Source organism: Comamonas sp. SY3, from assembly GCF_041730275.1.
GTDB classification, from domain to species: Bacteria; Pseudomonadota; Gammaproteobacteria; order Burkholderiales; family Burkholderiaceae_C; genus Comamonas; species Comamonas sediminis.
Map to the genome: position 1 here is coordinate 58,393 of NZ_JBGTYN010000007.1, position 22,077 is coordinate 80,469.

Genomic DNA, 22,077 nt, shown 5'->3' on the forward strand with positions numbered 1-22,077 from the left:
TCATCACTGGGCCGCTTGCTGCCCGGTATCTTCTTCATCATCCTCAGGGATCGCCGCAAAGCTGATGCCGCCGAGCAAGGCCATCACCAGCGCAAACAGGTAGACGGCGTTGCTGATGCCCAGGCTCAGGCTGTAGCCCCAGGCGATGACCGAGCACCAGATGCTGTCCTTGTACTGGGCCGCGCAGCCCGATTGGGCGGGCATGTGTACATACCAGATGACGGCCACCGCAGCAAAAGCCAGCGCCACGACAACGCCCAGCGCATTGCGGTGGTAGCGCAGCATGGCGATCAGCGAGAGCGGCACCAGCGCGCCCCAGACAAACATCATCAGCCAGCTGGCCATGGGGGCCTGGGCCAGCCAGCTGGAGAGGGCAGGCCAGTGCAGCTGGGTCTGGATCAGCTGCAAGCCTTCACGGACCAGCGGCAGCACCAGAGCGGCGAGGGCTACACACAAAAGCACGATCCCCAGGCAGATCCGCTTGGCGCTGAAGTGGCGCTTGTGCGCGCCTTCGCGAGGGGCGGAATGCAATCCATGGTCATGGGTGATGACAGCCATTTTTGTCTCCTGTTGGAGGCTGTCACTGCGGGCCGCAGGCCCCTTGCCAGGACCCACAGCGGGCATTGCAGCCCTGTTTTAAGGAACCGCATGCACGATGTGGCCTGTTGCAATGCGGCAATCAAGGCGCAGAAGACGTTGGCTGATGGGTACAGCACACCCGCTACACCTTCACTTCAATATAGACCTATTCAGCCCAAGTGGCTATAGGCGCGAGCCGAGGGCTTGCGCCTGCGCATATGTGAAAACTGCATGTGCAAGCGCATTTTTATTCGTGTTCCTGCAGCGTCTGGCGGCCTAAATTGGTGGCTATCCCCATCCATTTGACCGTAGAGGCGATTTATGACGACAACCGATACCAGCCTGCCCGATGTACTGGAGGCGGCCTGGAAGACGGCACAGGACCAGGCTCTGGGCTACGCCGGCGGCGTGCCCCCCCGTGCCGCCTGGCAACTGGTGCAGCAGCAGCAGGCCGTGCTGGTCGATGTGCGCTCGGCCGAAGAGCGCCAATTTGTCGGCCATGTGCCCGGCAGCATCCATGTGCCCTGGGCGACAGGCACGGCACTGACCCGCAACCCCCGCTTTGTGCGCGAGCTGGAAGCGCGCCTGTCTGCCCATGGCGGCAAGGAGGCCGTGGCGCTGCTGCTGTGCCGCAGCGGCAAACGCTCGGTGCTGGCTGCCCAGGCGGCCGAGGCCGCCGGCTTTCGCCATGTCTTCAATGTGCAAGAGGGCTTTGAAGGCGAGCTGGATGCGTTGCAGCAGCGTGGCCATGGCGATGGCTGGCGCTTCCACCAGCTGCCCTGGGTCCAGGACTGAGGTCCTGAGCCACCCAGCGCGCGCTTTGATCTCCCACGAAGGCACCCCATGACCACCCCATTCCCCATCCAAGAAGTGGCCGCACAGTTGGCCGAGCAGCGCCGCCACTGGCGTGATTCCCACCAGCGCAGCCAGGAGCCCGGCGGGCGCGAGTTCCCCTCTCGCGATGCGCTGGCACAGACCCTGGGCCTGCTCAAGGGCGTGCTGTTTCCGATGCGCCTGGGCCCGCATGATCTGCTGCAGGAGAGCGAGGACTTTTATGTCGCCCATACGCTGGATGCCGCCTTGCACCGGCTGCAGACCCAGATCGCGCTGGAGCTGCGCTACACCCAGCGCAGCCCCGCGGGCACTGAGGAGCAGGCCCAGGCGCTGACGCGCCAGTTTGCGCTGGCCTTGCCCGGCATCCGCCGCCTGCTCGACAGCGATGTGCAGGCCGCCTACGAGGGCGACCCCGCCGCCCGTACCGTTGACGAGGTGCTGCTGTGCTACCCCGGTGTGCTGGCGCTGATCCACCACCGCATCGCGCACCAGCTGTATGTGCTGCAACTGCCGCTGCTGGCCCGCATCGTGTCCGAGCTGGCGCACAGCGAGACGGGCATTGACATCCATCCCGGTGCGCAGATTGGTGAGGGCTTCTTCATCGACCATGGCACCGGGGTGGTGGTGGGGGAGACGGCGGTGATTGGCCGCAAGGTGCGCATCTACCAGGCCGTCACCTTGGGCGCCAAGCGCTTTGTGCAGACCGCGCAAGGCCATCTGCAAAAGGGCCAGCCCCGGCATCCGATTGTCGAAGACGGCGTGGTGATCTATGCCGGCGCGACCATCCTGGGCCGGGTCACCTTGGGTGCCGGCGCTGTCATTGGCGGCAATGTCTGGCTGACGCAGAGCGTGGCCGCCGGTGCCCATGTGACCCAGGCCTCGCTGCAAGCGGCGGCCCAGCGCCCCCGCAGTGAACCCACGTTGCCCGCTGAGGAGGCCGCGCTATGAATGATTTCTCCCACCATTTCGGGCTGGCCGTGCGTCGCTCGCGCGAGGCCATGGGCTGGTCGCAGGAGCAACTGGCTGCGCAGGCCGATCTGAACCGCTCCTATGTGGGCGAGGTCGAGCGCGGCCAGGTGGCGGTGTCGCTGGCCACTATCGGCAAGCTGGCCCAGGCGCTGCAGGTGCCGCAGTCCACCTTGGTGCTGCGCGGTGAGGAGCTGCACCAGCACTACCTGGTGCGGGCCCAGCATATGCGGCGCTTGGCGGCGATAGCCGGTTGAGGCAGCAGCGCTGCAGAGCGATGATTTTCCTGCTTATTCACACGCGCAACCGGAGAGAGATATGACAGCGAATGTAGGCGGCACGACCGCATTGGGTGACAGTGCTGCACGGCAGTTGGCCAACGCCACCAAGACCGTTCCCCAGCTTTCCACGATCAGCCCGCGCTGGCTGACCCACCTGCTGCAATGGGTGCCTGTCGAGGCAGGCATCTACCGGCTCAACCAGGTCAAGAACCCGGAGGAGATCCGGGTGGCCTGCACTGCCAAGACCCATGAGAACCAGCTGCCGCGCACTTTTGTCGAGTACGAATCGCAGCCGCGCGAATTTTTCCTGAACGCCGTCAGCACCGTGCTGGATGTGCATACCCGTGTCTCGGACCTCTACAGCAGCCCGCATGACCAGATCAAGGAGCAGCTGCGTCTGACCATCGAGACCATCAAGGAGAACCAGGAAAGCGAGCTGATCAACAACCCTGACTACGGCTTGCTGGCCCAGGTCACCGAAGAGCAACGCATCTTCCCGCTGACAGGCGCGCCCACACCCGATGACCTCGATGAGCTGCTGACCAAGGTCTGGAAGGAGCCGGCATTCTTCCTGGCCCATCCGCTGACCATTGCCGCCTTTGGCCGCGAGGCCACTCGCCGGGGCACCCCGCCGCCCACCACCAGCCTGTTTGGCTCGCAGTTCATCACCTGGCGCGGTGTGCCGCTGATCCCGTCGGACAAGGTGCCGGTGGCCGATGGCAAATCCAAGATCCTGCTGCTGCGCGTGGGCGACAAGCGCCAGGGCGTCGTGGGTCTGTTCCAGCCAGGCCTGCCGGGCGAGCAGGGGCCTGGTCTGTCGGTGCGCTTCATGGGCATCAACAACCATGCGATTGCCTCGTACCTGATCTCGCTGTACTGCTCGCTGGCAGTGCACACACCCGATGCGCTGGCCGTGCTCGATGACGTGGAAATCAACAAGTACCACGACTATCCCGATACCTACAAGTGAGCAAAGGAGCCGCCATGGTTTCCTCCGTATCCGGCCTGCCCGAGCCATCGGGCGCGCCCATTTCCACCGAGCTGCTGGCGCAGATGGCCACGGCGCTCTGGGCCGATCGGCCTGCAGCGCCGGCCGGCCTGCCGCCAGGTGTGCAGGCACCGGTCAATATCGCACCACCGGGCTCGCCGTTGGCCAGCCCGGCCGGCCTGGGGCCCAGCGTGCCCGGCACCCCCTTCCCCGCTGGCGTGCTGCCGGGCAGCAATCTGTTGCCGGCATCGCCCACGCCGGTGCTGTCGCTCGCCCACCGCGTCCCGGCCTTGCTGCCCCATGCCGCCGCCGGCAATGGCGTGCCTGACACTCTGCACAGCGCGCTGCCCGCCTATGAGCCGCGCCTGGGCGGGCTGGTGCAAGGCGTGCCGCCTGCGAACGCAGCGCCGGCCGCTGTGCCCGCAGCGACCAGTGGCTATTACTTTCTGGATGCGCCGTCAGCCGCCGCGCCCAGCGATGCACCGTTGCAGGCGCTGGCCGACCAGGCGCGCCGAGCGGCGCCGGACAGCCATCTGGACGGCATCGATCTGCGCGGGCCGCGCGCTGCGGATGCGCCCTTGCCGGGCCAAGCGCTGCAGGGGCCGGGTGCTGCGCCGCAGTACTACTTTGTGCATGCGGTGCAGCTGCCCAATGGCTTTGTCACGCCGGCCAAACCGCATCCGCATGCGGCCCCGGGTGCGGCGGCGGGCCATGCGGCGCAGCAGGACCGCCATCCGGGCTTTGACATCCAGGCGGTGCGGCGTGATTTTCCGATCCTGTCCGAGCGCATCAACGGCAAGCCGCTGGTCTGGCTGGACAATGCGGCCACGACGCACAAGCCGCGCCAGGTGATCGAGCGCATCAGCCATTTCTATGCGCATGAGAACTCGAACATCCACCGCGCGGCCCATACCCTGGCTGCGCGGGCGACCGATGCCTATGAGCATGCCCGTGAGGTGGTGCGGCGCTTCATCCATGCGCCCGACGCGCGCGAGGTCATCTTCGTGCGTGGCACCACCGAGGCCATCAACCTGGTGGCCAAGGCCTGGGGCGGTGCGAATGTGGGCGAAGGCGATGAGATCATCATCAGCCACCTGGAGCACCATGCCAACATCGTTCCCTGGCAGCAGTTGGCGGCGGCCAAGGGCGCGCGGCTGCGGGTGATTCCGGTCGATGACCAGGGCCAGATCCGGCTGGACGAGTACCAGAAGCTGATCAACGACCGCACCAAGATCGTCGCCATCGGCCATGTCTCCAACGTGCTGGGCACGGTGGTGCCCGTCAAGCAGGTGGTGGAAATCGCCAAGCGCCGGGGTATCACGACCTTGATCGACGGGGCGCAGTCCATTGCGCACACCCCGGTCGATGTGCAGGACCTGGGCGCGGATTTCTTTGTCTTCTCGGGCCACAAGATCTTTGCACCTACCGGCATTGGCGTGCTCTGGGGCCGGCGCGAGGTGCTCGAGGCCATGCCGCCCTGGCAGGGCGGCGGCAACATGATTGCCGATGTGACGTTCGAGAAAACCGTCTACCAGCCTTTGCCCAACACCTTTGAGGCGGGCACCGGCAACATCGCCGATGCGGTGGGCCTGGGCGCGGCGCTGGAGTATGTGGAGCGCATCGGTATTGCGCAGATCAGCCGCTACGAGCACGCACTGGTGGACTACGGCATGGCGCAGCTGGCCAGCATTGCGGGGCTGCGCCTGATCGGCACCGTGCCCGGCAAGGCCAGCGTGCTGGCCTTTACCTTGGACGGCTACAGCACCGACGAGGTGGGCCAGGCGCTCAATGCCGAGGGCATCGCCGTGCGCACCGGCCACCACTGCGCGCAGCCGATCCTGCGCCGCTTCGGGGTCGAGACTGCGGTACGGCCCTCGCTGGCCTTCTACAACACCTTTGACGAGGTGGACCAGCTGGTGCGTGAGGTGCGCAAGCTCGCGGCGCGGCGGCGCTGAGCGGCTGATTTCAGCCTTGCAGGAACGAAAAGCGCCGGACAAAACCGGCGCTTTTCTTATGGGGATGGGGTTTAGAGCTGCGCCACCGCGTCCACCACTTCCTTGACGCTCAGCACCTCGGACAGGATCTGCGGCGCCTTGCCCGGTGCATACAGCACATAGACCGGCACGCCGCTGCGGCCCAGCTGGTTCAGTGCCTGGGTGATCGCAGGATCCTGGCGTGTCCAGTCGGCGCGCAGCAGGTGCACCTGCTTATTGTCGAAAGCGGCGAGCACCTGGCTGTCGCTCAACGTGGTGCGCTTGTTGTACTGGCAGGTAACGCACCAGGCGGCCGTGAAATCCACAAACACCGGCTTGCCGGTTGCATTGATCTCGCTGACCTTCTGCGCCGACCAGGGGTGCCACAGCGCGCCGCTGGCCTGCTGGCCGGGTGCGGGGGCGGGCGTGGTCAGGTAGTGGCCCATGGCAGTGGCCAGGTAGAGGCCGCCTGCCAGCGACAGCACCGCAAAGCCCCAGCGCGCACGGCCCTGCAGACCCAGTGCCCAGACCAAAGCCGCCAGCAGCACCAGCAAGGCCAGCAGGGTGGCTGCGCCATCGATGCCGCTTTGCTGGCCCAGCACCCAGACCAGCCAGACCACGGTGGCGAACATCGGGAAGGCCATCGCGCGGCGGAAGGTGTCCATCCAGGCGCCAGGGCGCGGCAGCCAGCGCACCACCGCAGGGATCCAGCTGGCCAGCAGATAGGGCGCTGCCATACCCAGGCCCAGCGCGGCAAACACCAGCAGGGCCTCGGCAGCCGGCATGCTGACGGCCAAGCCCATCGATGCCCCCATGAACGGCGCCGTGCAGGGCGAGGCAATCGCCACCGCCAGCACACCGCTCAGGAAGGCATTGGTGATGGGACTCTTGGCCTGCTTGCCCGCCACGCTGCCGGGCACAAAACTGCCAAACTCAAACATCCCCGCCAGGTTGAGGCCAATGACGGTAAACAGCGCTGCCAGCGCCGCAATCACCAGCGGCGATTGCAGCTGAAAGCCCCAGCCCAGCTGCTGGCCCGCAGAGCGCAGTGCCAGCAGCAGCGCGCCCAGCGCCAGGAACGAAAGCACCACGCCCGCCGTGTAGGCCAGGCCTGCTGCACGCTGTTCACGCAGTTGGCTGCCATGGGTGGTAAAGCCCAGCACCTTGAGCGCCAGGATCGGGAACACGCAGGGCATCAGGTTCAGGATCAGGCCGCCGACAAGGGCACCCAGCAGTGCCAGCCAGAGGCTGCCGGAAGAGGCGGGTTGAGCCGGAGCGGAAGCCTGTGCATTTTTTGCCAGTGCTGCCGCCAGCTCGGGCGATACCTGGGCGATGGAGGCGGCCTTCCATTGGCCACTGACGGGCGCCACGGTGCGCCAGCCGACGGCGCCATCGACGACCGTGTGCTTGTCGGTCGTCAGCACCAGCGCAATGTCCTCGGGCGTCTGGCCCCGGTTGGCCGACAGCGGCACCACGGCGGTCCAGTCGGCGCCGTCCCATTGCTGGGTAAAGTCCTGGCCGTCCTGCATCGCATGGTGCAAGGTGTCGGGGCTCTCGCTCAGCACCTGCAGGCGCTGGCCTTGCAGCGCAGCGGGCAGGCCGGTGACATGCAATTTCAGCGTTTCACCATCGACACGGGCCTGGCTGCTGCCTTGCAGCGCTACCGGTGCCTGGGCATGGGCCTGGGCAAAGGTGCCGGCATGCAGCGCGGTGCTGCTCTTGGTGGGAAGGGTCAGGCTGAACTGGCCTTCTTCCGGAATGCATTCGACGCGGCAGATCAGCCAGTTGGCCTGCAGTCGCACGGTCACATCGCGGGCATCGGCCGAGAAATCGCTGGGAATCTGCACGGTGACGGGCAGCAGCACCTGGCCTTCGTAGCCATAGTTCACCAGGCTGCCGACCCGGATCGGACGGGGCGTTGGCCAGGCGATCTCGCCGGCGTCCCAGCCCGGCGGCAGCTGCCACTGGAGCTGCGTGGGCAGGCCCGAGTCGCCCGGGTTGGTCCAGTAGGTGTGCCACTCGGGTTGATGGTCCAGCAGCAGGCCCAGCGCAATGCTCTTGCCGGGCTCCACCCCTTGGGGCGCCAGTGCCACCAGCTCGGCCCGCACCCGGGGGGTGGTCACGACGCTGCCAGCCGCAGCGCTGGAGGCCGTGTCCATCGCAGCGGCGCTGGCGCCGCTGCCGATCTGCAGCTTGATCTGGGCCTGGGCAGGCGGCGCCATGCCGCTCAGCACCAGCACAAGCAGTGTAAAAAAAAGCGCTCCTATCGAGCGGCGCAGGAAAGCATGGGGCATATCGCGTGGTACCTGAGAGTCTGGCGGTGAGAGGACAGATACGTAGAGAGGTTCCCGCATCATAGAACCTGTGCCCCCTCCGCGCTGGCGGCCAAGCAGGCGCAAAAAAGGCCACTGCATTGCAGTGGCCTGTTCCCAGCGGGACGGGGAGTGTGTGCGCCGTCCCGTGGATGCCGTACCGGCAGGGGGCGTGCCGGCAGGGGGCGTGCCGGCAGGGGGAGAAAGCTTATTCGCCTTCCAGGATCGAGCCGTTGGCCAGTGCCTGGCGGGCGGCCTGGGTCACTTCAGCGCGGCTCAGTTGGCCCTTGCCCAGTTCGTAGGCGTTAACGGTCGACTGGTTGCCTTGGGCAATCATCGTGTTGGTCTTGCGGGCTTCAGCCAGTTGGGCTTGCACATCAGCGCGGCTCACGGCGCTGGTCGCAGCAGCTTGAGGGGTGATGGCTTGGTCGCCTTCAAAAGGGTTGGCTTGGGCAACGGAAGCACCCAGAGCGAGGGTAGCGGCGATAGCGAGAATACGTGCGTTCATTTTTCTTTCCTTTGGTGTTGCGTCCGGCCTGGTGGTCGATTCGCGTCGTCTTGGACTGTGTCTGCCAGCGCTTGCGGCTTGCAGTGCAGCTTTTGTGTAACGATGGAATGAAGTTTATATTGGTATCTATCTTCGATAAATAGCCAAAAATCAAACGGATTGTTCCGAAATTTGGCTGAATTAGCTTGGAACTTTTACAAATATGTGACAGCTAACCCTAGTATTTACCCTAAATTAGGGTATTTACCATGGGTATAAATTGACTATGTTTATTCGGTATTAAGAAGATAAAAACTATCGACTAGATAGTGTCTCCCGCCGCGCTGCGATCTGCAGCGCATCGGCTGCGCTTGCGGCACCCCGATGCAGCCGCTGCCTTCGCCTCTCCCTCCGCTCCACAGCACTCGCTTGCCAAGACGCCTGGGAGACAGACTCCCACCGCTGCCGGGCAGCAGCGGGCCCGCCCTGTGCAACCATCACGCCATAGCGGCTGCGAATGGTGCGATTGCTGGCAAGTATTAGACAGCCCGGCCAGCGCTGCCCACAATGGGCCGATAACCAAAGCTAGACACAGGAGACATTGCATGGACATGACCCAGCGCCGCCATTTCCTCACCACCGTTGCCGCTGTTGCGGGAGCCGCCAGCATGCCGCAATGGGCGCAGGCGCAAACCACTTACCCCAGTAAGCCGGTGCGTGTGATCGTGCCCTTCGCCGCAGGCGGCACTACCGATGTGGTGGCCCGGCTGGTGATGCAGAAGATGGGCGAGCTGATGAAGGCCAGCTTTGTCATCGACAACCGGGGTGGCGCCAACGGCATGATCGGCACTGGCGAAGTGGCCCGTGCCCAGGCCGATGGCTACACCCTGCTGTTCAACACCGCCGGTGCCCAGACCCTGAGCCCGGTGATCTACAAGGCGCCCTATGAGGCGGCCGCCAGCTTTGCGCCGGTGGCCAAGGTCTGCTCGGTGGGCTTCATCATCATTGCCCGCAAGGACCTGCCGGCCAACACGCTGCAAGAGCTGATCGCGCTGGCGCAGAACAAGGACAAGCCGCTGACGGCGTCGTCAGGCAGCGCCATCATCAACCTGATCACCGAGCAGTTCAAGCACGTGATCAAGGCGCCGCAGATCATCAATGCGCAGTACAAGGGCACCAGCCCGCAGATGCAGGCCGTCGTGTCCGGCGAGGTGGATTTCTCGTTTGACTCCTTTGCCGCCGTGGAGATGATCAAGGCCGGCAAGGTCAAGGCGCTGGCCGTGGTGCTGCCCCAGCGCGCTGCCTCCTTCCCCGATGTGCCGACCCTGGTCGAACTGGGTGTCAAGGACATGGAGTTCAGCTCCTGGGCCGGCCTGCTCGCGCCCAAGGGCACGCCCAAGGACATCGTGACCGCCCTGTCGCAGAACATCGACAAGGTCATGCAGATGCCCGATGTGCTGGCCAAGCTCAAGCAGTACGACTACATCCCCGTGAAGACCACGCCCGAGAGCTTTGCGCAGGAGATCCAGGCCGAGACCGACCGCTGGAAGCAGGTGGTCAAGTCAACAGGTTTCAAGATCGAATAAGGGCTGCGGCCCGCCGCGTTGAACGCAAGCGGCGCCTGAAGCAGCAGCTACAAAAAAACCACCCGGCGGTGCAGCCGGTGGTTTTGTTTTGGAGGATGCCGTTCTTACTGCTTGCGGCCCGCAATGGCCTTCTCTGCGGCGGTCACCAGGTCGGCGCCCACTTGCTGCTTCCACTTGTCATACACCGGGCGGGTGGCCTTCACAAAAGCTTCGCGCTCGGCGGCGCTCAGTTCGGTCACGGTGACGCCATTGGCGCTCAGCTCCTTGACCAGCGGCTTGTCCGCTTCGATCATGCCTTTGCGCGCAATGGCGATTTCTTCCTGGCCGGCTTCGATGGCGGCCTGGCGCACGATGTCCTGGTCGGCCTTGCTCCAGCTGGCCCAGATGTCCTTGTTGACGACAAAGATCAGCGGGTCGTTGATGTAGCCCCAGAGCGTCAGGTACTTCTGGCCCACGGTGTTGAGCTTGGCCGCCTGGTAGACGGCGACCGGGTTCTCCTGGCCGTCGACCGCGCCGCTGGCCATCGCAGGCTGGGCATCGGCCCAGCTCATCTGCGTGGGGTTGGCGCCCAGTGCGCTGAAGGTGTCGACAAACAGCGGCGAACCGACCACGCGGATCTTGAGGCCCTTCATGTCGGCAGGGGTCTTGATCGCATGCTTGGAGTTGGAGATTTCACGGTAGCCGTTCTCACCCCAAGCGAGCGGCACCACGCCGGCTTTCTCCAGGCGGGCAAACAGGCGCTTGCCTGGCTCGCCCTGGGTGAGCGCGTCAGCGGCCGCATAGTCGGGCATCAGAAACGGCAGCGAGAACAGGTTCAGCTCCTTGATCTGCGGCGACCAGTTCAGGGTGGAGCCGACCGCCATATCGATCACGCCCTGGCGCAGTGCCGAGAACTCACGCGTCTGGTCGCCTTGCACCAGCGACACGCCGGGGTAGAGCTTGATGTTGATGCGGCCCTGCGTGCGCTCACGCACCTTGTTGGCCCAGATCTCGCCGCCCTTGCCCCAGGGGAAGGCCGTGCCCAGCACCAGCGACATGCGGTACTCGCTTTTGTAGTTGCCCTGGGCTTGTACAGCCGGCGCGGCAAAGCTCAGCGCCGCAGCAGCGGCCAAGGCGGTGGCAAGGAATTGACGGGTTTTCATGGTGTTGTCTCCGGGTGGTTCAAGGGGGAATTTTGCAAATCCAGGGGGCTGGGTGGTGGCGTTCGCGCCTGCACCCAGCCCGGGCTCCGATCAGTAGCCCAGTTGGGCGGGCAGCCACAGGGCCAGCTGCGGGAAGGCGATGACCAGCACCATCACGCAGAACATCGCAAACAGCATCCAGCCGACCCAGCGCACGGTCGATTCCATGCGCACGCCTGCAATGCGGCAGCTGACCATCAGGTTCACTGCCAGCGGCGGCGTGAACTGGCCCAGCGCCACCTTCAGGGTCAGGATCACGCCAAACCAGACGGGGTCCCAGTGGTAGTGCTGCATGATGGGCATCAGCAGCGGCACAAAGATCAGGAAGATGGAGATGCCGTCGAGGAACATGCCCACGGTGATCAGCATCAGGATCAGCAGCGCCATCACACCCCATTCGCCCAGGCCCGAGTTGACGATCGCGTTGGTGATCGGGTCGATCACGCCCAGGGTCGACAGCGAGAATGCGAAGATGCCTGCGAGCGACACCACGATCAGGATCACGGCCGAGAGCTCGCCGGCCTCGCGCAGGATCGGGAACAGGTCGCGCATACCGATCGTGCGGTGCACGACCATGCCGACGAACAGACCGTAGAACACGGCGACCACGGCTGCCTCGGTGGGTGTGAACCAGCCCATGCGCATGCCGCCCAGGATCAGCACCGGCGCGGCCAGGCCCCAGGCCGCTTCGCGCAGGCTCTTCCAGAATGCGGGGCGGGGCAGGCTGGCTTCCAGCGCGCCCATCTTGTGCTTGCGCGACATCCAGACCGCCGGGATGATCAGCGCCAGACCCGCCAGAATGCCGGGGATCATGCCGGCCGCAAACAGCGCCGGCACCGAGGCCCCGGGCACCAGCACCGAGTAGATGATGAAGGCGACCGACGGAGGAATCAGGATGTCGGTGGCTGCAGCAGCTCCCACGACGCTGGCCGAGAAGCTGCCCGGATAGCCGGCACGGCTCATCGCCGCAATCATCACGCCGCCCACCGCCGCTGCATTGGCGGGGCCGGAGCCCGAGATGCCGCCCAGGAACATGGCCACGGCAATGGCCACCAGCGGCAGCATGCCCGGGCCGCGCCCGACGATGGCCACGGCAAAGTTGACCAGCCGCAGCGCCACGCCGGAGCGGTCGAAGATCGAGCCCACCAGCACAAACATCGGAATGGCCAGCAGCGGGTACTTGCCCAGGCCGGCATAGAAATTCTGCGGAATGGCCAGCAGGCCAAACCATTGCGCATCGGCATTGGCCAGCGCAATGGCTACGGCGCCCGCCAGGCCCAGCGCGGCGCCAATGGGCACGCCCAGCAGCATCAGCGCAATAAAGCCGATAAAGAGCAGGGTGGCAATCATGCGTGCTCCTTGGCTGCAGCATCGCCGCCTTCGGAGTACACATGGGCAAAGCTGGCCCGGCCCTGGCGCAGGAACAGGCCCAGCGCGCGCAGGGTGATCAGCGCGGAGAACACCGGCAGCCAGATGGAGTACCACCACTGCGGCACGCCAATGCCTGGCGAGGTTTCCTCATAGCGGTAGTCGTCATACACGACGCGGATGCTGAGCACGCAGATCAGTGCAAACAGCAGGGCCACCGTCAACGCGCCAAAGCGGGCAAAGGCCTTGCGCCGGCGCGCGTCGCCGCGTTCGGCAAAGTATTCGATGCGGATGTGCAGGTTGCGCGCGACGGCTGCCGAGCCGGCCACCATGGCCAGCAGGATCATCAGGAACACCGAGATCTCTTCGGTCCAGGCAAACGAGCCATCGGTGAAGTAGCGCACGATGACATTGGCGAACGTGATGAGCGCCAGCAGCGCCATGATCACGACCGTGAGCCAGTCTTCCAGCCACAGCCCTCGGGCAGGGGCGGGCTCGCTGGGGAGGGTGCTGGAGGGGTCAGCGCTGCTGCCGCCCGAAGAATGAGGGGAGGGTGATGCCATAACAACCGGTCGCGAGAGGGCTTGGCAGAGCCAAGGGTGGATGCGGAGAACACAAACCGCCTTGTGGGCGGACCATCGGTATCGGATAGATCGGTATCAGCGGCAGCGCCGCACCTGGCCGGTGGGCCAGTGGGGCCCGATTATGGGCCTGAACGGTGGGCTTGCAAGCCATCCTTTTCCCGGGGATGGGCCCTCTCAGTCGCCTGTGTTGCCGGTGCAGGCAGCACATCTCGGCGAGCAACTTGTCCCCAACGGTGATGGGCGTGTGGATAATGCGCGGATGGAAACCAAGTGGCTTGAAGATTTTGTGAGTCTGGCGGAAACGCGCAGTTTCAGCCGGTCGGCGCAGTTGCGCCATGTCACCCAGCCGGCATTCTCGCGGCGGATTCAGGCGCTGGAGTCCTGGGCGGGCGCGGACCTGGTGGACCGCAGCTCCTACCCAACGCGGCTGACGCCAGCGGGCAAGACGCTGTACAACCAGGCCATCGAGATCCTGCAGGCGGTGCAGAGCACGCGTGCGATGCTGCGGGTACATTCGTCCTCGGGCAAGGACATCATCGACTTTGCCGTCCCGCACACGCTGGCTTTCACCTTTTTCCCGACCTGGGTGTCGGGCCTGCGCAATGACTTCGGCCTGTTCAAGAGCCGCTTGATCGCCCTCAACGTGCACGATGCGGTGATGCGCCTGGTCGAGGGCGGCTGTGATCTGCTGATTGCCTACCACCATGAATCCCAGCCTATCCAGCTGGACCCACAGCGCTATGAAATGGTGAGCCTGGGCCGCGAGGTGATGGCGCCTTATTGCAAGCCGGGGCTCGATGGCCTGCCGCTTTTCCTGCTGCCCGGCGCAGCCGAGGTGCCGCTGCCGTTCCTGGGCTATGCGCCGGGTGCCTATCTCAGCCGCGTGACCGACCTGGCCCTCAAGCAGGCGCCCGAGCCTGCCTATCTGGACCGCGTCTACGAAACCGACATGGCCGAAGGCCTCAAGGCCATGGCGATGGAAGGGCACGGGCTGGCGTTCCTGCCGCAAAGCGCTGCCAAGAAGGAGCTGAAGGCCAAGAAGCTGGTGCGCGCCGACTACCCCAGCTCCACCCAGTGGGAAGTCGCGATGGATGTGCGCGCCTACCGGGAAAAGCCCCAGTCCAGCGATGCCGTGAAGTCCGGCGCCCAGGCACTGTGGGACTACCTGGTGTCCCGGAACCCTGCGCAGAATCCATGAGATCTATAAGAATATAGATTGTCTGAATTTGCAGGGTAATTTCTAATATGCGTTACAGAATTTCTGTGCAATGCTTGCGGATTGCTCGTGTTGCAGTTGGTTAGATGTACGCGATTTGTTCGAAAAAGCCTATGAATTGTTAGCAATTCATTGGTAATTTTCCGGATAATTGCAGCGCTCAGTCTGCTGGCATTATCTGGACGGACTGCACAATACGTTGCGTGTCAGTTGTCGCTTTGGCGTCTTCCGAGGCCCATAGTTGTCAACTTAATTGATTTATCTGGAGGTCTGATGATGAAGAAACATTTGCTGGCTTTTGCGGTCGCAGCGGTTGCGGCAGGTAGCGCGTTTGCGCAAGCGGGCGATACGCTGGCCAAGATCAAGTCGTCTGGCAGCATCACGCTGGGCGTGCGCGAGTCTTCGGGCCTGGGCTATACGCTGGGTAACGGCAAGTACGTCGGCTTCCACACCGAGATGGCTGAGCACATCGTGGGCGACCTGCAAAAGCAGTTGGGCCTGTCCAAGCTGGACATCAAGTACCAGCCCGTGACCTCGCAAAACCGCGTGCCTCTGGTGCAGAACGGTACCGTGGATCTGGAGTGCGGCTCCACCACCAACAACCAGTCGCGCCAAAAGGATGCTGCTTTCGCTTTCACCACCTATGTGGAAGAAGTGCGCATCGCGGTGAAGGCCAACTCCGGCATCACCGGCATCAAGGACCTGAACGGCAAGACCATCGTGACCACGACCGGTACCACGTCGGTGCAGACCCTGCGCAAGAACAAGCGCGCTGATGGCCTGACCTTCAAGGAAGTCATGGGCAAGGACCACGCAGACAGCTTCCTGATGCTGGAGTCCGGCCGTGCCGACGCCTTCATCATGGACGGCTCCATCCTGGCCGCCAACATCTCCAAGTCCAAGGCGCCTGCCGACTACAAGGTCGTCGGTGAAGTGCTGTCGGTCGAGCCTATCGCCTGCATGCTGCGCAAGGACGACGCTGCCTTCAAGAAGGCCGTGGACGACTCCATCGTGCGCCAGATCAAGGATGGCTCGCTCGAGAAGCTGTACGACAAGTGGTTCATGCAACCCATCCCTCCTAACAACGTGAAGGTGGGTCTGCCGCTGTCGGCGGCAACCAAGGATGCTTGGGCCAACCCGAACGACAAGCCCATGGAAGCCTACGAAGTCAAGTAAGCACACCATTTAGGTACCGCCCTTCCAGCCTGGGGTTTGGGGGGGCGTTTTTGTTGGTACTGGTTTCTGTCAGTTGCAACCAGGTACCAAACATTGCTACAAAGACAAAAAAAGAGGTAGTCCTATGAATTGGGATTGGCAAGTATTTTGTGAAGACACGATTGAGCGCCAGGTCGTGCAGGGCTGTTTCGGTAAAAACGGCGATATCACGTACCTGGACTGGTTGTTGTCTGCATGGGGATGGACTATCTCCGTTTCCTTGTGCGCGCTGGTGATCGCGCTGATCGTCGGCTCCATCATCGGTACCTTGCGTACGCTGCCGGACCGGCCCTGGACCGTGCGCCTGGGCAATGCCTGGGTGGAGTTGTTCCGCAACATCCCGCTGCTGGTACAAATTTTCCTGTGGTACCACGTGGTGCCTGCGATGTTCCCTGCGCTCAAGCAAGTGCCTGGGTTCCTGCTGGTGGTGCTGGCGCTGGGCTTTTTCACGTCGGCGCGTATTGCCGAGCAGCTGCGTGCCGGTATCCTGGCGCTGCCCCGTGGCCAGCGTTATGCAGGCATGGCACTGGGTTTCACGACCTTCCAGTACTACCGCTATGTGCTGCTGCCGATGGCCTACCGCATCATCATTCCACCGCTGACCAGCGAGTCGATGAACATCTTCAAGAACTCGTCGGTGGCCTTCGCCGTGTCGGTGGCCGAGCTGACCCTGTTCGCGATGCAGGCGCAAGAGGAAACCTCTCGCGGCATCGAGGTCTACCTGGCGGTGACCGCGCTGTACATGATCTCGGCATTCGTGATCAACCGCATCATGGCCTTCATTGAAAAGAAGAGCCGCATCCCGGGCTTTATCGCCGCTGGCGGCTCCGGAGGTCACTGAGATGAATTTGAATCTTGATTTTTCGTTCTACAACTGGGACCTGATCCAGAACTTCATCATCAAGGGGCTGGTGTTCAGCGTAATGCTGACCATCGTTGCCACCCTCGGTGGCATCCTCTTTGGCACCTTGCTGGCGCTGATGCGCCTGTCGGGCAAGAAGATCCTGGTCGTGCCTGCGACCATCTATGTCAATGGCATGCGTTCGGTGCCGCTGGTGATGGTGATTCTGTGGTTCTTCCTGCTGGTGCCTCTGCTGATCGGCAAGCCCATCGGGGCGGAGATGTCAGCGGTCATCACCTTCGTGGCGTTCGAGGCCGCCTACTTCTCCGAGATCATGCGCGCCGGTATCCAGTCCATTCCGCGGGGTCAGGTGTATGCCGGTCAGGCCGTGGGCATGACCTATGGGCAGAACATGCGTCTGGTGGTGCTGCCCCAGGCCTTCCGCAACATGCTGCCGGTGCTGCTGACGCAGACCATCATCCTGTTCCAGGACACCTCGCTGGTCTATGCCATTGGCGCCTACGACATGCTCAAGGGCTTTGAAGTGGCGGGTAAGAACTTCGGCCGTCCGGTCGAGGCCTATCTGGCTGCCGCCGTGCTTTACTTCATCATCTGCTTTACGCTGTCGTGGTTCGTCAAGCGTTTGCACAAGAAGATCGCCATCATCCGTTGATGCTGCAATACAAAGGATATCCAAATGATTGAAATGAAGAATGTCTCCAAGTGGTATGGCAGCTTCCAGGTGCTCAACGACTGCTCCACCAGCATCGCCAAAGGCGAGGTGGTGGTGGTCTGCGGTCCTTCGGGTTCGGGCAAGTCGACTTTGATCAAGACGATCAATGCGCTCGAGCCTATCCAGAAGGGTGAGATCTGGGTCAATGGCACGCCCATCCACGATCCCAAGACCGACCTGCCCAAGCTGCGCAGCACCGTGGGCATGGTGTTTCAGCATTTCGAGCTGTTCCCCCACCTGTCGGTGACCGAGAACCTGACCATCGCCCAGATCAAGGTGCTGGGCCGCAGCGCTGACGATGCCAAGGCCCGTGGCCTGAAGATGCTCGACCGTGTGGGCCTGATGGCGCACAAGGACAAGTTCCCGGGTCAGCTGTCCGGTGGTCAGCAGCAGCGCGTGGCCATTGCCCGTGCACTGTCGATGGACCCGAGCGTGATGCTGTTCGACGAGCCCACCTCCGCGCTGGACCCTGAAATGGTTGGCGAAGTGCTGGACGTGATGATCGGCCTGGCCAACGAAGGCATGACGATGATGTGCGTGACGCACGAAATGGGTTTTGCCAAGAAGGTGGCCAGCCGCGTGATCTTCATGGACGTGGGCGGAAAGATCCTGGAGGACTGCTCCAAGGAAGACTTCTTCGGCAACCCCGACGCCCGCCAGCCCCGCACCAAGGACTTCCTGGGCAAGATCCTGCAACACTGATTGCAGCGTCTCTCGCACACGACCATGGCCGCTTATGCGGCCATTTTTCATGGGCGGATGGTTGGGGGGGGGAGGGGCGGACCGCCATCGTGGACCCTGCGCTGGGGCTGGGCGGCGCGCGCTGCGGGCAGCGCTGGGCCGGCAGACAGGGGCCGCAGGATGCGGCTCCGGAGACATCAGTTGTCGAACTTGTCGCTGGGGAAGCGCAGCATGTCGGTGAGCAGGTAGGACATCGGCACATTCAGCGCAAAGCTCTTGCCCGGCAGCGGCGACTCGAACCACTTCTTGTACAGGCGCGTGATCTCGAAGTTCTGCGACAGCACGCGCATCTCGGCGTCGAAGACCTTCTTCATGCGCACATCGGTGTCACGCATCATCAGCGACAGCGGCTCGATCGACATCAGCTTGCCGATCAGCTTGACCTGTTCGGGCTTCTCCGACTGCGCACGGTGGGCGGCCAGCAGGATGTCGTCCATCAGCCAGACATCGGCGGTGCCCGCCTGCACGGCCTTGAAGCAGGCGTCATGGGTGAGGCACTCGCTGTGCTGGATCTTGAGGCCATTGACGGCCACCCGGCGCTCGAGCACCTGCAGCGAGGTGGTGCCCTTGGTGGTGATCACGCGCTTGCCCGAGAGGTCATCCACATCGTTGATGCCGCTGTCGGACCTGACCAGCATGCGCACGCCGGCGATGTAGTAGGGCAGGCTGAAGGACACATGCTTGCTCTCACGCCGGTCCTTGGTGTTGGTGGTGTTGCTGCAATCGACATCAATGGCGCCGCTGGCCAGGTCGGTGAAACGGGTCTGGCCGTTGATGGCACGGTACTGGATATCGAGCCTGGCCAGGCCCATGCTCTGCTGGAGCTTGGCGATCAGCGCCTGGCAGATCTCGATGGCGTAGCCGACCGGCTTCTTGGTCTCTCCCATCTCGTAGGCAAAAGGCAGTCCGTCCGGGCGGTAGCCCACGGTGATGCGCTGCGACTCCTTGATCTTGTCCCAACTGTCGGGCAAAGGGGTCTGAGCCAGGCTGCTGCTGGCAAGGCACAGCAGCACAGCGCCGCGAAAAATATGGTTTAGCCACATGTTGCACAGTCCTTGATTAAGAATTCCTACAGCCATCTATGATACGCATAGAGACTGTGTACTCTATGAGCATCGACCCTTAACATTGAGTTACTTTTGCGCCATGCTCGGTCACAGCGATGACGCCCGCATGACCGGTGCGACAATGGCGGGATGAGCACCGCACCCTCCTCCATCAGCATCCTCCGACCCGACGACTGGCACATCCATCTGCGCGATGATGCCGCCCTGGCTACCACGGTGGCCCATGCGGCGCGGCAATTCGCCCGTGCCATCGTCATGCCCAACCTCAAGCCACCGGTCACGACCGCTGAGCTGGCACAGGCCTACAAGGCGCGCATCGTGGCGGCCATCCCCCAGGGCCTGAGGTTCGAGCCGCTGATGACCCTGTACCTGACGGACAAGCTCGCTCCCGAAGAGATCGTGCGTGCCAAGGCCGCCGGTGTGGTGGCCTGCAAGCTCTACCCTGCCGGCGCCACCACCAACAGTGACCACGGGGTGACCGATATCCGCAAGATCTACCCCACGTTGGAAGCGATGCAGCGCGAAGGCCTGCTGCTGCTGGTGCACGGTGAGGTGACCGGCAGTGAGGTCGACCTGTTCGACCGCGAGGCGGCCTTTATCGACCAGCACATGGTGCCGCTGCGCCGCGCTTTCCCCGAGCTGAAGATCGTCTTCGAGCACATCACCACACGCGAAGCGGCCCAGTACGTGACCGAGACCGACCGCTTCGTCGGCGCCACCATCACGCCCCAGCATCTGCTGTTCAACCGCAACGCCATCTTTACCGGTGGCATCCGTCCGCATTACTACTGCCTGCCGGTGCTCAAGCGCGAGGAACACCGCCTGGCGCTGGTGCAGGCCGCCACCAGCGGCAACCCCAAGTTCTTCCTGGGCACCGACAGCGCCCCGCATGCCGCCCAGCTCAAGGAGCATGCCACCGGCTGCGCGGGCTGCTACAGCGCGCATGCGGCCATCGAGATGTACGCCGAGGCCTTCGACAAGGCGGGCGCGCTGGACAAGCTCGAAGGTTTTGCCAGCCTGCATGGTGCGGACTTCTACAACCTGCCGCGCAACACCGACCGCATCACGCTGGTGCGTGAATCCTGGACCCCGCCCGAGTCCTACCCCTTTGGCCAGGCCGATCTCAAGCCGCTGCGCTCGGGCGAAGCGCTGCCTTGGAAGCTGGCAGACTGAGCATTTTTGTCATTTGATGCGTGAATAACGGCCGGGCCACTGCAGACATTCCGCCCGAGCCCGGCTGGTCATCGCTGGACTGGCAGGCGCCCTGGCTGCAGCCCTACCGGGCGCTGGGCCTGCAGGTCAGCGCGCTGGAACGGCAAGGCCTGGCGATGCCCGACTTGCTCAACCGCCTGGGCGACTGCGGCCGGCGTTTTGTGCCGCAGTCGGCGCTGCCGCCAGGTGAGGCCTACGAGCGCTTCATTGCGCGCACCGGCTGCATCCCTTCCCGAGAAAACATGCACGACGGGCTCAACGGCCTGGTCTGGCAGCGCTTTGCGCGCAGCAAGGCAGGGCTCAACGCCTTGCAGGCCCAGGCGATCGAACAGGCGGGCGGTGTGGGTGCCCGCCGGGGCCCGTTGCGCGATGCGCTGACCCTGTTCGACGAAAACGGCGCGGTGCTGCTTGCGCCCGATGCGCTGTGGCAGGCGCTGCAGCAACGCCAATGGCAGCGGCTCTTTGTCGAGCTGCGGCCGCTGTGGCAGCAGGCGCAGCTCATCGTCATCGGCCATGCGCTGCTGGAAAAGCTCATCACCCCCAGAAAACCAATCACCGCGCATGTTTTTTGCCCGGCGCAGCCTTGGCCGATCGTGGACAATATCGACGAGGTCATCGCCGACGCACTGGACGCTGCGCACCTGGCGGGCAAGCCCTTCACACCGTTGCCGGTGCTGGGCATTCCGGGATGGTGCCAGGGCAACCAGCATGTTTCCTTCTACGATGACCCAGACGTATTTCGCTCGGCCCGACGGCCACAACCATCATAAGCACCCGCCGTCGCCATAAAGTGGAGGTAAGGTCTTGAATTACCAAGACATTGCCCCCAGCTACCGAGCACTGTGTTCCCCTCCTTGGAGAATCGACCCCATGAAACGAATGTTCCTTTTTCTGGCGACCAACATCGCCGTCGTTGTGGTGCTTGGCATTGTTGCCAGCCTGCTCGGTGTCAACCGCTATCTGACCGCCAATGGCCTGAACCTCGGGGCGCTGCTCGGCTTTGCCTTCATCATGGGTTTTGGCGGCGCCATCATCTCGTTGCTGATGAGCAAGCCCATTGCGAAGATGAGCATGGGCGTCAAGATCATCAACCAGCCCCAAAGCGCTGACGAGGCCTGGATTGTCGAGACCGTGCGCCGCTTCTCGGACCAGGCTGGCATCCAGATGCCCGAGGTAGGTATCTATGAAGGCGAGGCCAACGCATTTGCGACAGGCGCTTTCAAGAATTCGGCACTGGTGGCCGTCTCCACCGGGCTGCTGCAAGGCATGACCCGTGAAGAGGTCGAGGCTGTCATCGGCCACGAGGTCGCCCACGTGGCCAATGGCGATATGGTGACGATGGCGCTGATCCAGGGCGTGATGAACACCTTTGTGGTGTTTCTCTCGCGCGTCATCGGCTACGCGGTCGATTCGTTCCTGCGCCGCAATGACGAGCAAAGCTCGGGCCCCGGCATTGGCTACATGATCACCACCATCGTGCTCGATATCGTCTTCGGCTTCCTGGCTGCCATCATCGTGGCCTGGTTCTCGCGCCAGCGCGAGTTCCGTGCCGATGCCGGTGCCGCCCGCCTGATGGGCCGCAAGCAGCCGATGATCAATGCCTTGCACCGCCTCGGCGGCATGCAGCCCGGCGCCCTGCCGCAAAGCATGCAGGCCATGGGCATCACCGGCGGCTTGGGCAAGCTGTTCAGCTCGCACCCTCCGATTGAAGAGCGCGTGGCCGCGCTGCAAAACAACCAGGTGCAATAAGCCTTGGCTCGCACCCACACCAAAGCACTGCCTCGGCAGTGCTTTTTTTATGGGCGCCGGGCGGCGGATCGGGCTGCGCTGGCAGGGGCGGCCCCGCTTTTACCGCTGATTTACGCGCCGCTCACCGGGCGTTAAGGCGGCGCTCCTTCAATGGAGTTCTTGCA

Annotated in this window: 21 protein-coding genes; 14 read left to right on the top strand and 7 right to left on the bottom strand. The window is 63.6% G+C overall.

The window, feature by feature from the left end:
• Positions 1-3 precede the first annotated feature (3 nt).
• Positions 4-558: a hypothetical protein gene (locus tag ACCQ08_RS11315; protein WP_312530348.1), complete on the bottom strand. Its 555-nt coding sequence runs from the start codon at positions 556-558 to the stop codon at positions 4-6.
• 342 nt (positions 559-900) lie between these two features.
• Between ACCQ08_RS11315 and ACCQ08_RS11320 the strand changes: the two genes are divergently transcribed.
• From ACCQ08_RS11320 to ACCQ08_RS11340, 5 genes are all read left to right on the top strand, one after another.
• The gene (locus ACCQ08_RS11320; RefSeq protein WP_239809567.1) at positions 901-1,374 is read left to right on the top strand and encodes a rhodanese-like domain-containing protein; all 474 of its coding nucleotides are present in this window, start codon (positions 901-903) and stop codon (positions 1,372-1,374) included.
• A gap of 48 nt (positions 1,375-1,422) precedes the next feature.
• Positions 1,423-2,361 (top strand): serine O-acetyltransferase EpsC, encoded by a 939-nt coding sequence (gene epsC, locus ACCQ08_RS11325; RefSeq protein ID WP_239809566.1) that lies wholly within the window; start codon positions 1,423-1,425, stop codon positions 2,359-2,361.
• On the top strand, positions 2,358-2,636 hold the full coding sequence (locus ACCQ08_RS11330; protein ID WP_021028780.1) for a helix-turn-helix domain-containing protein: 279 nt from the start codon (positions 2,358-2,360) through the stop codon (positions 2,634-2,636). The genes epsC and ACCQ08_RS11330 overlap by 4 nt, the downstream gene beginning before the upstream one ends.
• A gap of 61 nt (positions 2,637-2,697) precedes the next feature.
• The gene (locus ACCQ08_RS11335; RefSeq protein WP_239809565.1) at positions 2,698-3,630 is read left to right on the top strand and encodes a family 2A encapsulin nanocompartment shell protein; all 933 of its coding nucleotides are present in this window, start codon (positions 2,698-2,700) and stop codon (positions 3,628-3,630) included.
• Between the two features lie 14 nt (positions 3,631-3,644).
• Positions 3,645-5,603, top strand: a complete 1,959-nt coding sequence (locus ACCQ08_RS11340; protein ID WP_373449821.1) for a family 2A encapsulin nanocompartment cargo protein cysteine desulfurase — start codon at positions 3,645-3,647, stop codon at positions 5,601-5,603.
• A 71-nt stretch (positions 5,604-5,674) separates the two neighbouring features.
• Here ACCQ08_RS11340 and ACCQ08_RS11345 read toward each other — a convergent pair whose 3' ends face one another.
• Both ACCQ08_RS11345 and ACCQ08_RS11350 read right to left on the bottom strand, forming a co-directional pair.
• Positions 5,675-7,915: a protein-disulfide reductase DsbD family protein gene (locus ACCQ08_RS11345; protein ID WP_373449822.1), complete on the bottom strand. Its 2,241-nt coding sequence runs from the start codon at positions 7,913-7,915 to the stop codon at positions 5,675-5,677.
• Positions 7,916-8,141: 226 nt separating this feature from the next.
• A complete protein-coding gene (locus ACCQ08_RS11350) occupies positions 8,142-8,441 on the bottom strand; it encodes a hypothetical protein (RefSeq protein WP_239809563.1) in 300 nt (99 codons plus the stop codon).
• Positions 8,442-9,025: 584 nt separating this feature from the next.
• Between ACCQ08_RS11350 and ACCQ08_RS11355 the strand changes: the two genes are divergently transcribed.
• Positions 9,026-10,006, top strand: a complete 981-nt coding sequence (locus ACCQ08_RS11355; protein WP_373449823.1) for a Bug family tripartite tricarboxylate transporter substrate binding protein — start codon at positions 9,026-9,028, stop codon at positions 10,004-10,006.
• Between the two features lie 104 nt (positions 10,007-10,110).
• On the opposite strand, the gene ACCQ08_RS11360 is transcribed toward ACCQ08_RS11355, so the two are convergent.
• The 3 genes from ACCQ08_RS11360 to ACCQ08_RS11370 form a co-directional block, all read right to left on the bottom strand.
• On the bottom strand, positions 10,111-11,148 hold the full coding sequence (locus tag ACCQ08_RS11360; protein WP_239809561.1) for a DctP family TRAP transporter solute-binding subunit: 1,038 nt from the start codon (positions 11,146-11,148) through the stop codon (positions 10,111-10,113).
• A 90-nt stretch (positions 11,149-11,238) separates the two neighbouring features.
• A complete protein-coding gene (locus ACCQ08_RS11365; protein WP_373449824.1) occupies positions 11,239-12,537 on the bottom strand; it encodes a TRAP transporter large permease in 1,299 nt (432 codons plus the stop codon).
• Positions 12,534-13,118 (bottom strand): TRAP transporter small permease, encoded by a 585-nt coding sequence (locus tag ACCQ08_RS11370; protein WP_312836545.1) that lies wholly within the window; start codon positions 13,116-13,118, stop codon positions 12,534-12,536. The genes ACCQ08_RS11365 and ACCQ08_RS11370 overlap by 4 nt, the downstream gene beginning before the upstream one ends.
• Positions 13,119-13,398: 280 nt before the next feature.
• On the opposite strand from ACCQ08_RS11370, the gene ACCQ08_RS11375 reads away from it, so the two are divergent.
• From ACCQ08_RS11375 to ACCQ08_RS11395, 5 genes are all read left to right on the top strand, one after another.
• The gene (locus ACCQ08_RS11375; protein ID WP_239809558.1) at positions 13,399-14,337 is read left to right on the top strand and encodes a LysR substrate-binding domain-containing protein; all 939 of its coding nucleotides are present in this window, start codon (positions 13,399-13,401) and stop codon (positions 14,335-14,337) included.
• A gap of 294 nt (positions 14,338-14,631) precedes the next feature.
• Complete coding sequence (locus tag ACCQ08_RS11380; RefSeq protein WP_312411139.1) at positions 14,632-15,531, top strand: amino acid ABC transporter substrate-binding protein; 900 nt, start codon at positions 14,632-14,634, stop codon at positions 15,529-15,531.
• Positions 15,532-15,655: 124 nt separating this feature from the next.
• Entirely contained in the window at positions 15,656-16,411 is a 756-nt protein-coding gene (locus tag ACCQ08_RS11385) for an amino acid ABC transporter permease (protein ID WP_239809556.1), read from the top strand.
• A gap of 1 nt (position 16,412) precedes the next feature.
• A complete protein-coding gene (locus ACCQ08_RS11390) occupies positions 16,413-17,084 on the top strand; it encodes an amino acid ABC transporter permease (RefSeq protein ID WP_239809555.1) in 672 nt (223 codons plus the stop codon).
• Positions 17,085-17,108: 24 nt separating this feature from the next.
• Positions 17,109-17,846: an amino acid ABC transporter ATP-binding protein gene (locus tag ACCQ08_RS11395; protein WP_230780669.1), complete on the top strand. Its 738-nt coding sequence runs from the start codon at positions 17,109-17,111 to the stop codon at positions 17,844-17,846.
• Between the two features lie 176 nt (positions 17,847-18,022).
• Here ACCQ08_RS11395 and ACCQ08_RS11400 read toward each other — a convergent pair whose 3' ends face one another.
• Positions 18,023-18,928 carry an amino acid ABC transporter substrate-binding protein gene (locus tag ACCQ08_RS11400; RefSeq protein ID WP_312411130.1) on the bottom strand — a complete coding sequence of 302 codons (906 nt, stop codon included), beginning with the start codon at positions 18,926-18,928 and terminating at the stop codon, positions 18,023-18,025.
• A 153-nt stretch (positions 18,929-19,081) separates the two neighbouring features.
• Here ACCQ08_RS11400 and pyrC point away from each other — a divergent pair, with 153 nt between their 5' ends.
• The 3 genes from pyrC (at position 19,082) to htpX (ending at position 21,913) form a co-directional block, all read left to right on the top strand.
• On the top strand, positions 19,082-20,125 hold the full coding sequence (gene pyrC, locus ACCQ08_RS11405) for a dihydroorotase (RefSeq protein WP_373449825.1): 1,044 nt from the start codon (positions 19,082-19,084) through the stop codon (positions 20,123-20,125).
• A 20-nt stretch (positions 20,126-20,145) separates the two neighbouring features.
• Positions 20,146-20,934, top strand: a complete 789-nt coding sequence (locus ACCQ08_RS11410) for a DUF3025 domain-containing protein (protein ID WP_373449826.1) — start codon at positions 20,146-20,148, stop codon at positions 20,932-20,934.
• A gap of 100 nt (positions 20,935-21,034) precedes the next feature.
• A complete protein-coding gene (htpX, locus tag ACCQ08_RS11415; RefSeq protein WP_312411123.1) occupies positions 21,035-21,913 on the top strand; it encodes a protease HtpX in 879 nt (292 codons plus the stop codon).
• Positions 21,914-22,077 lie beyond the last annotated feature (164 nt).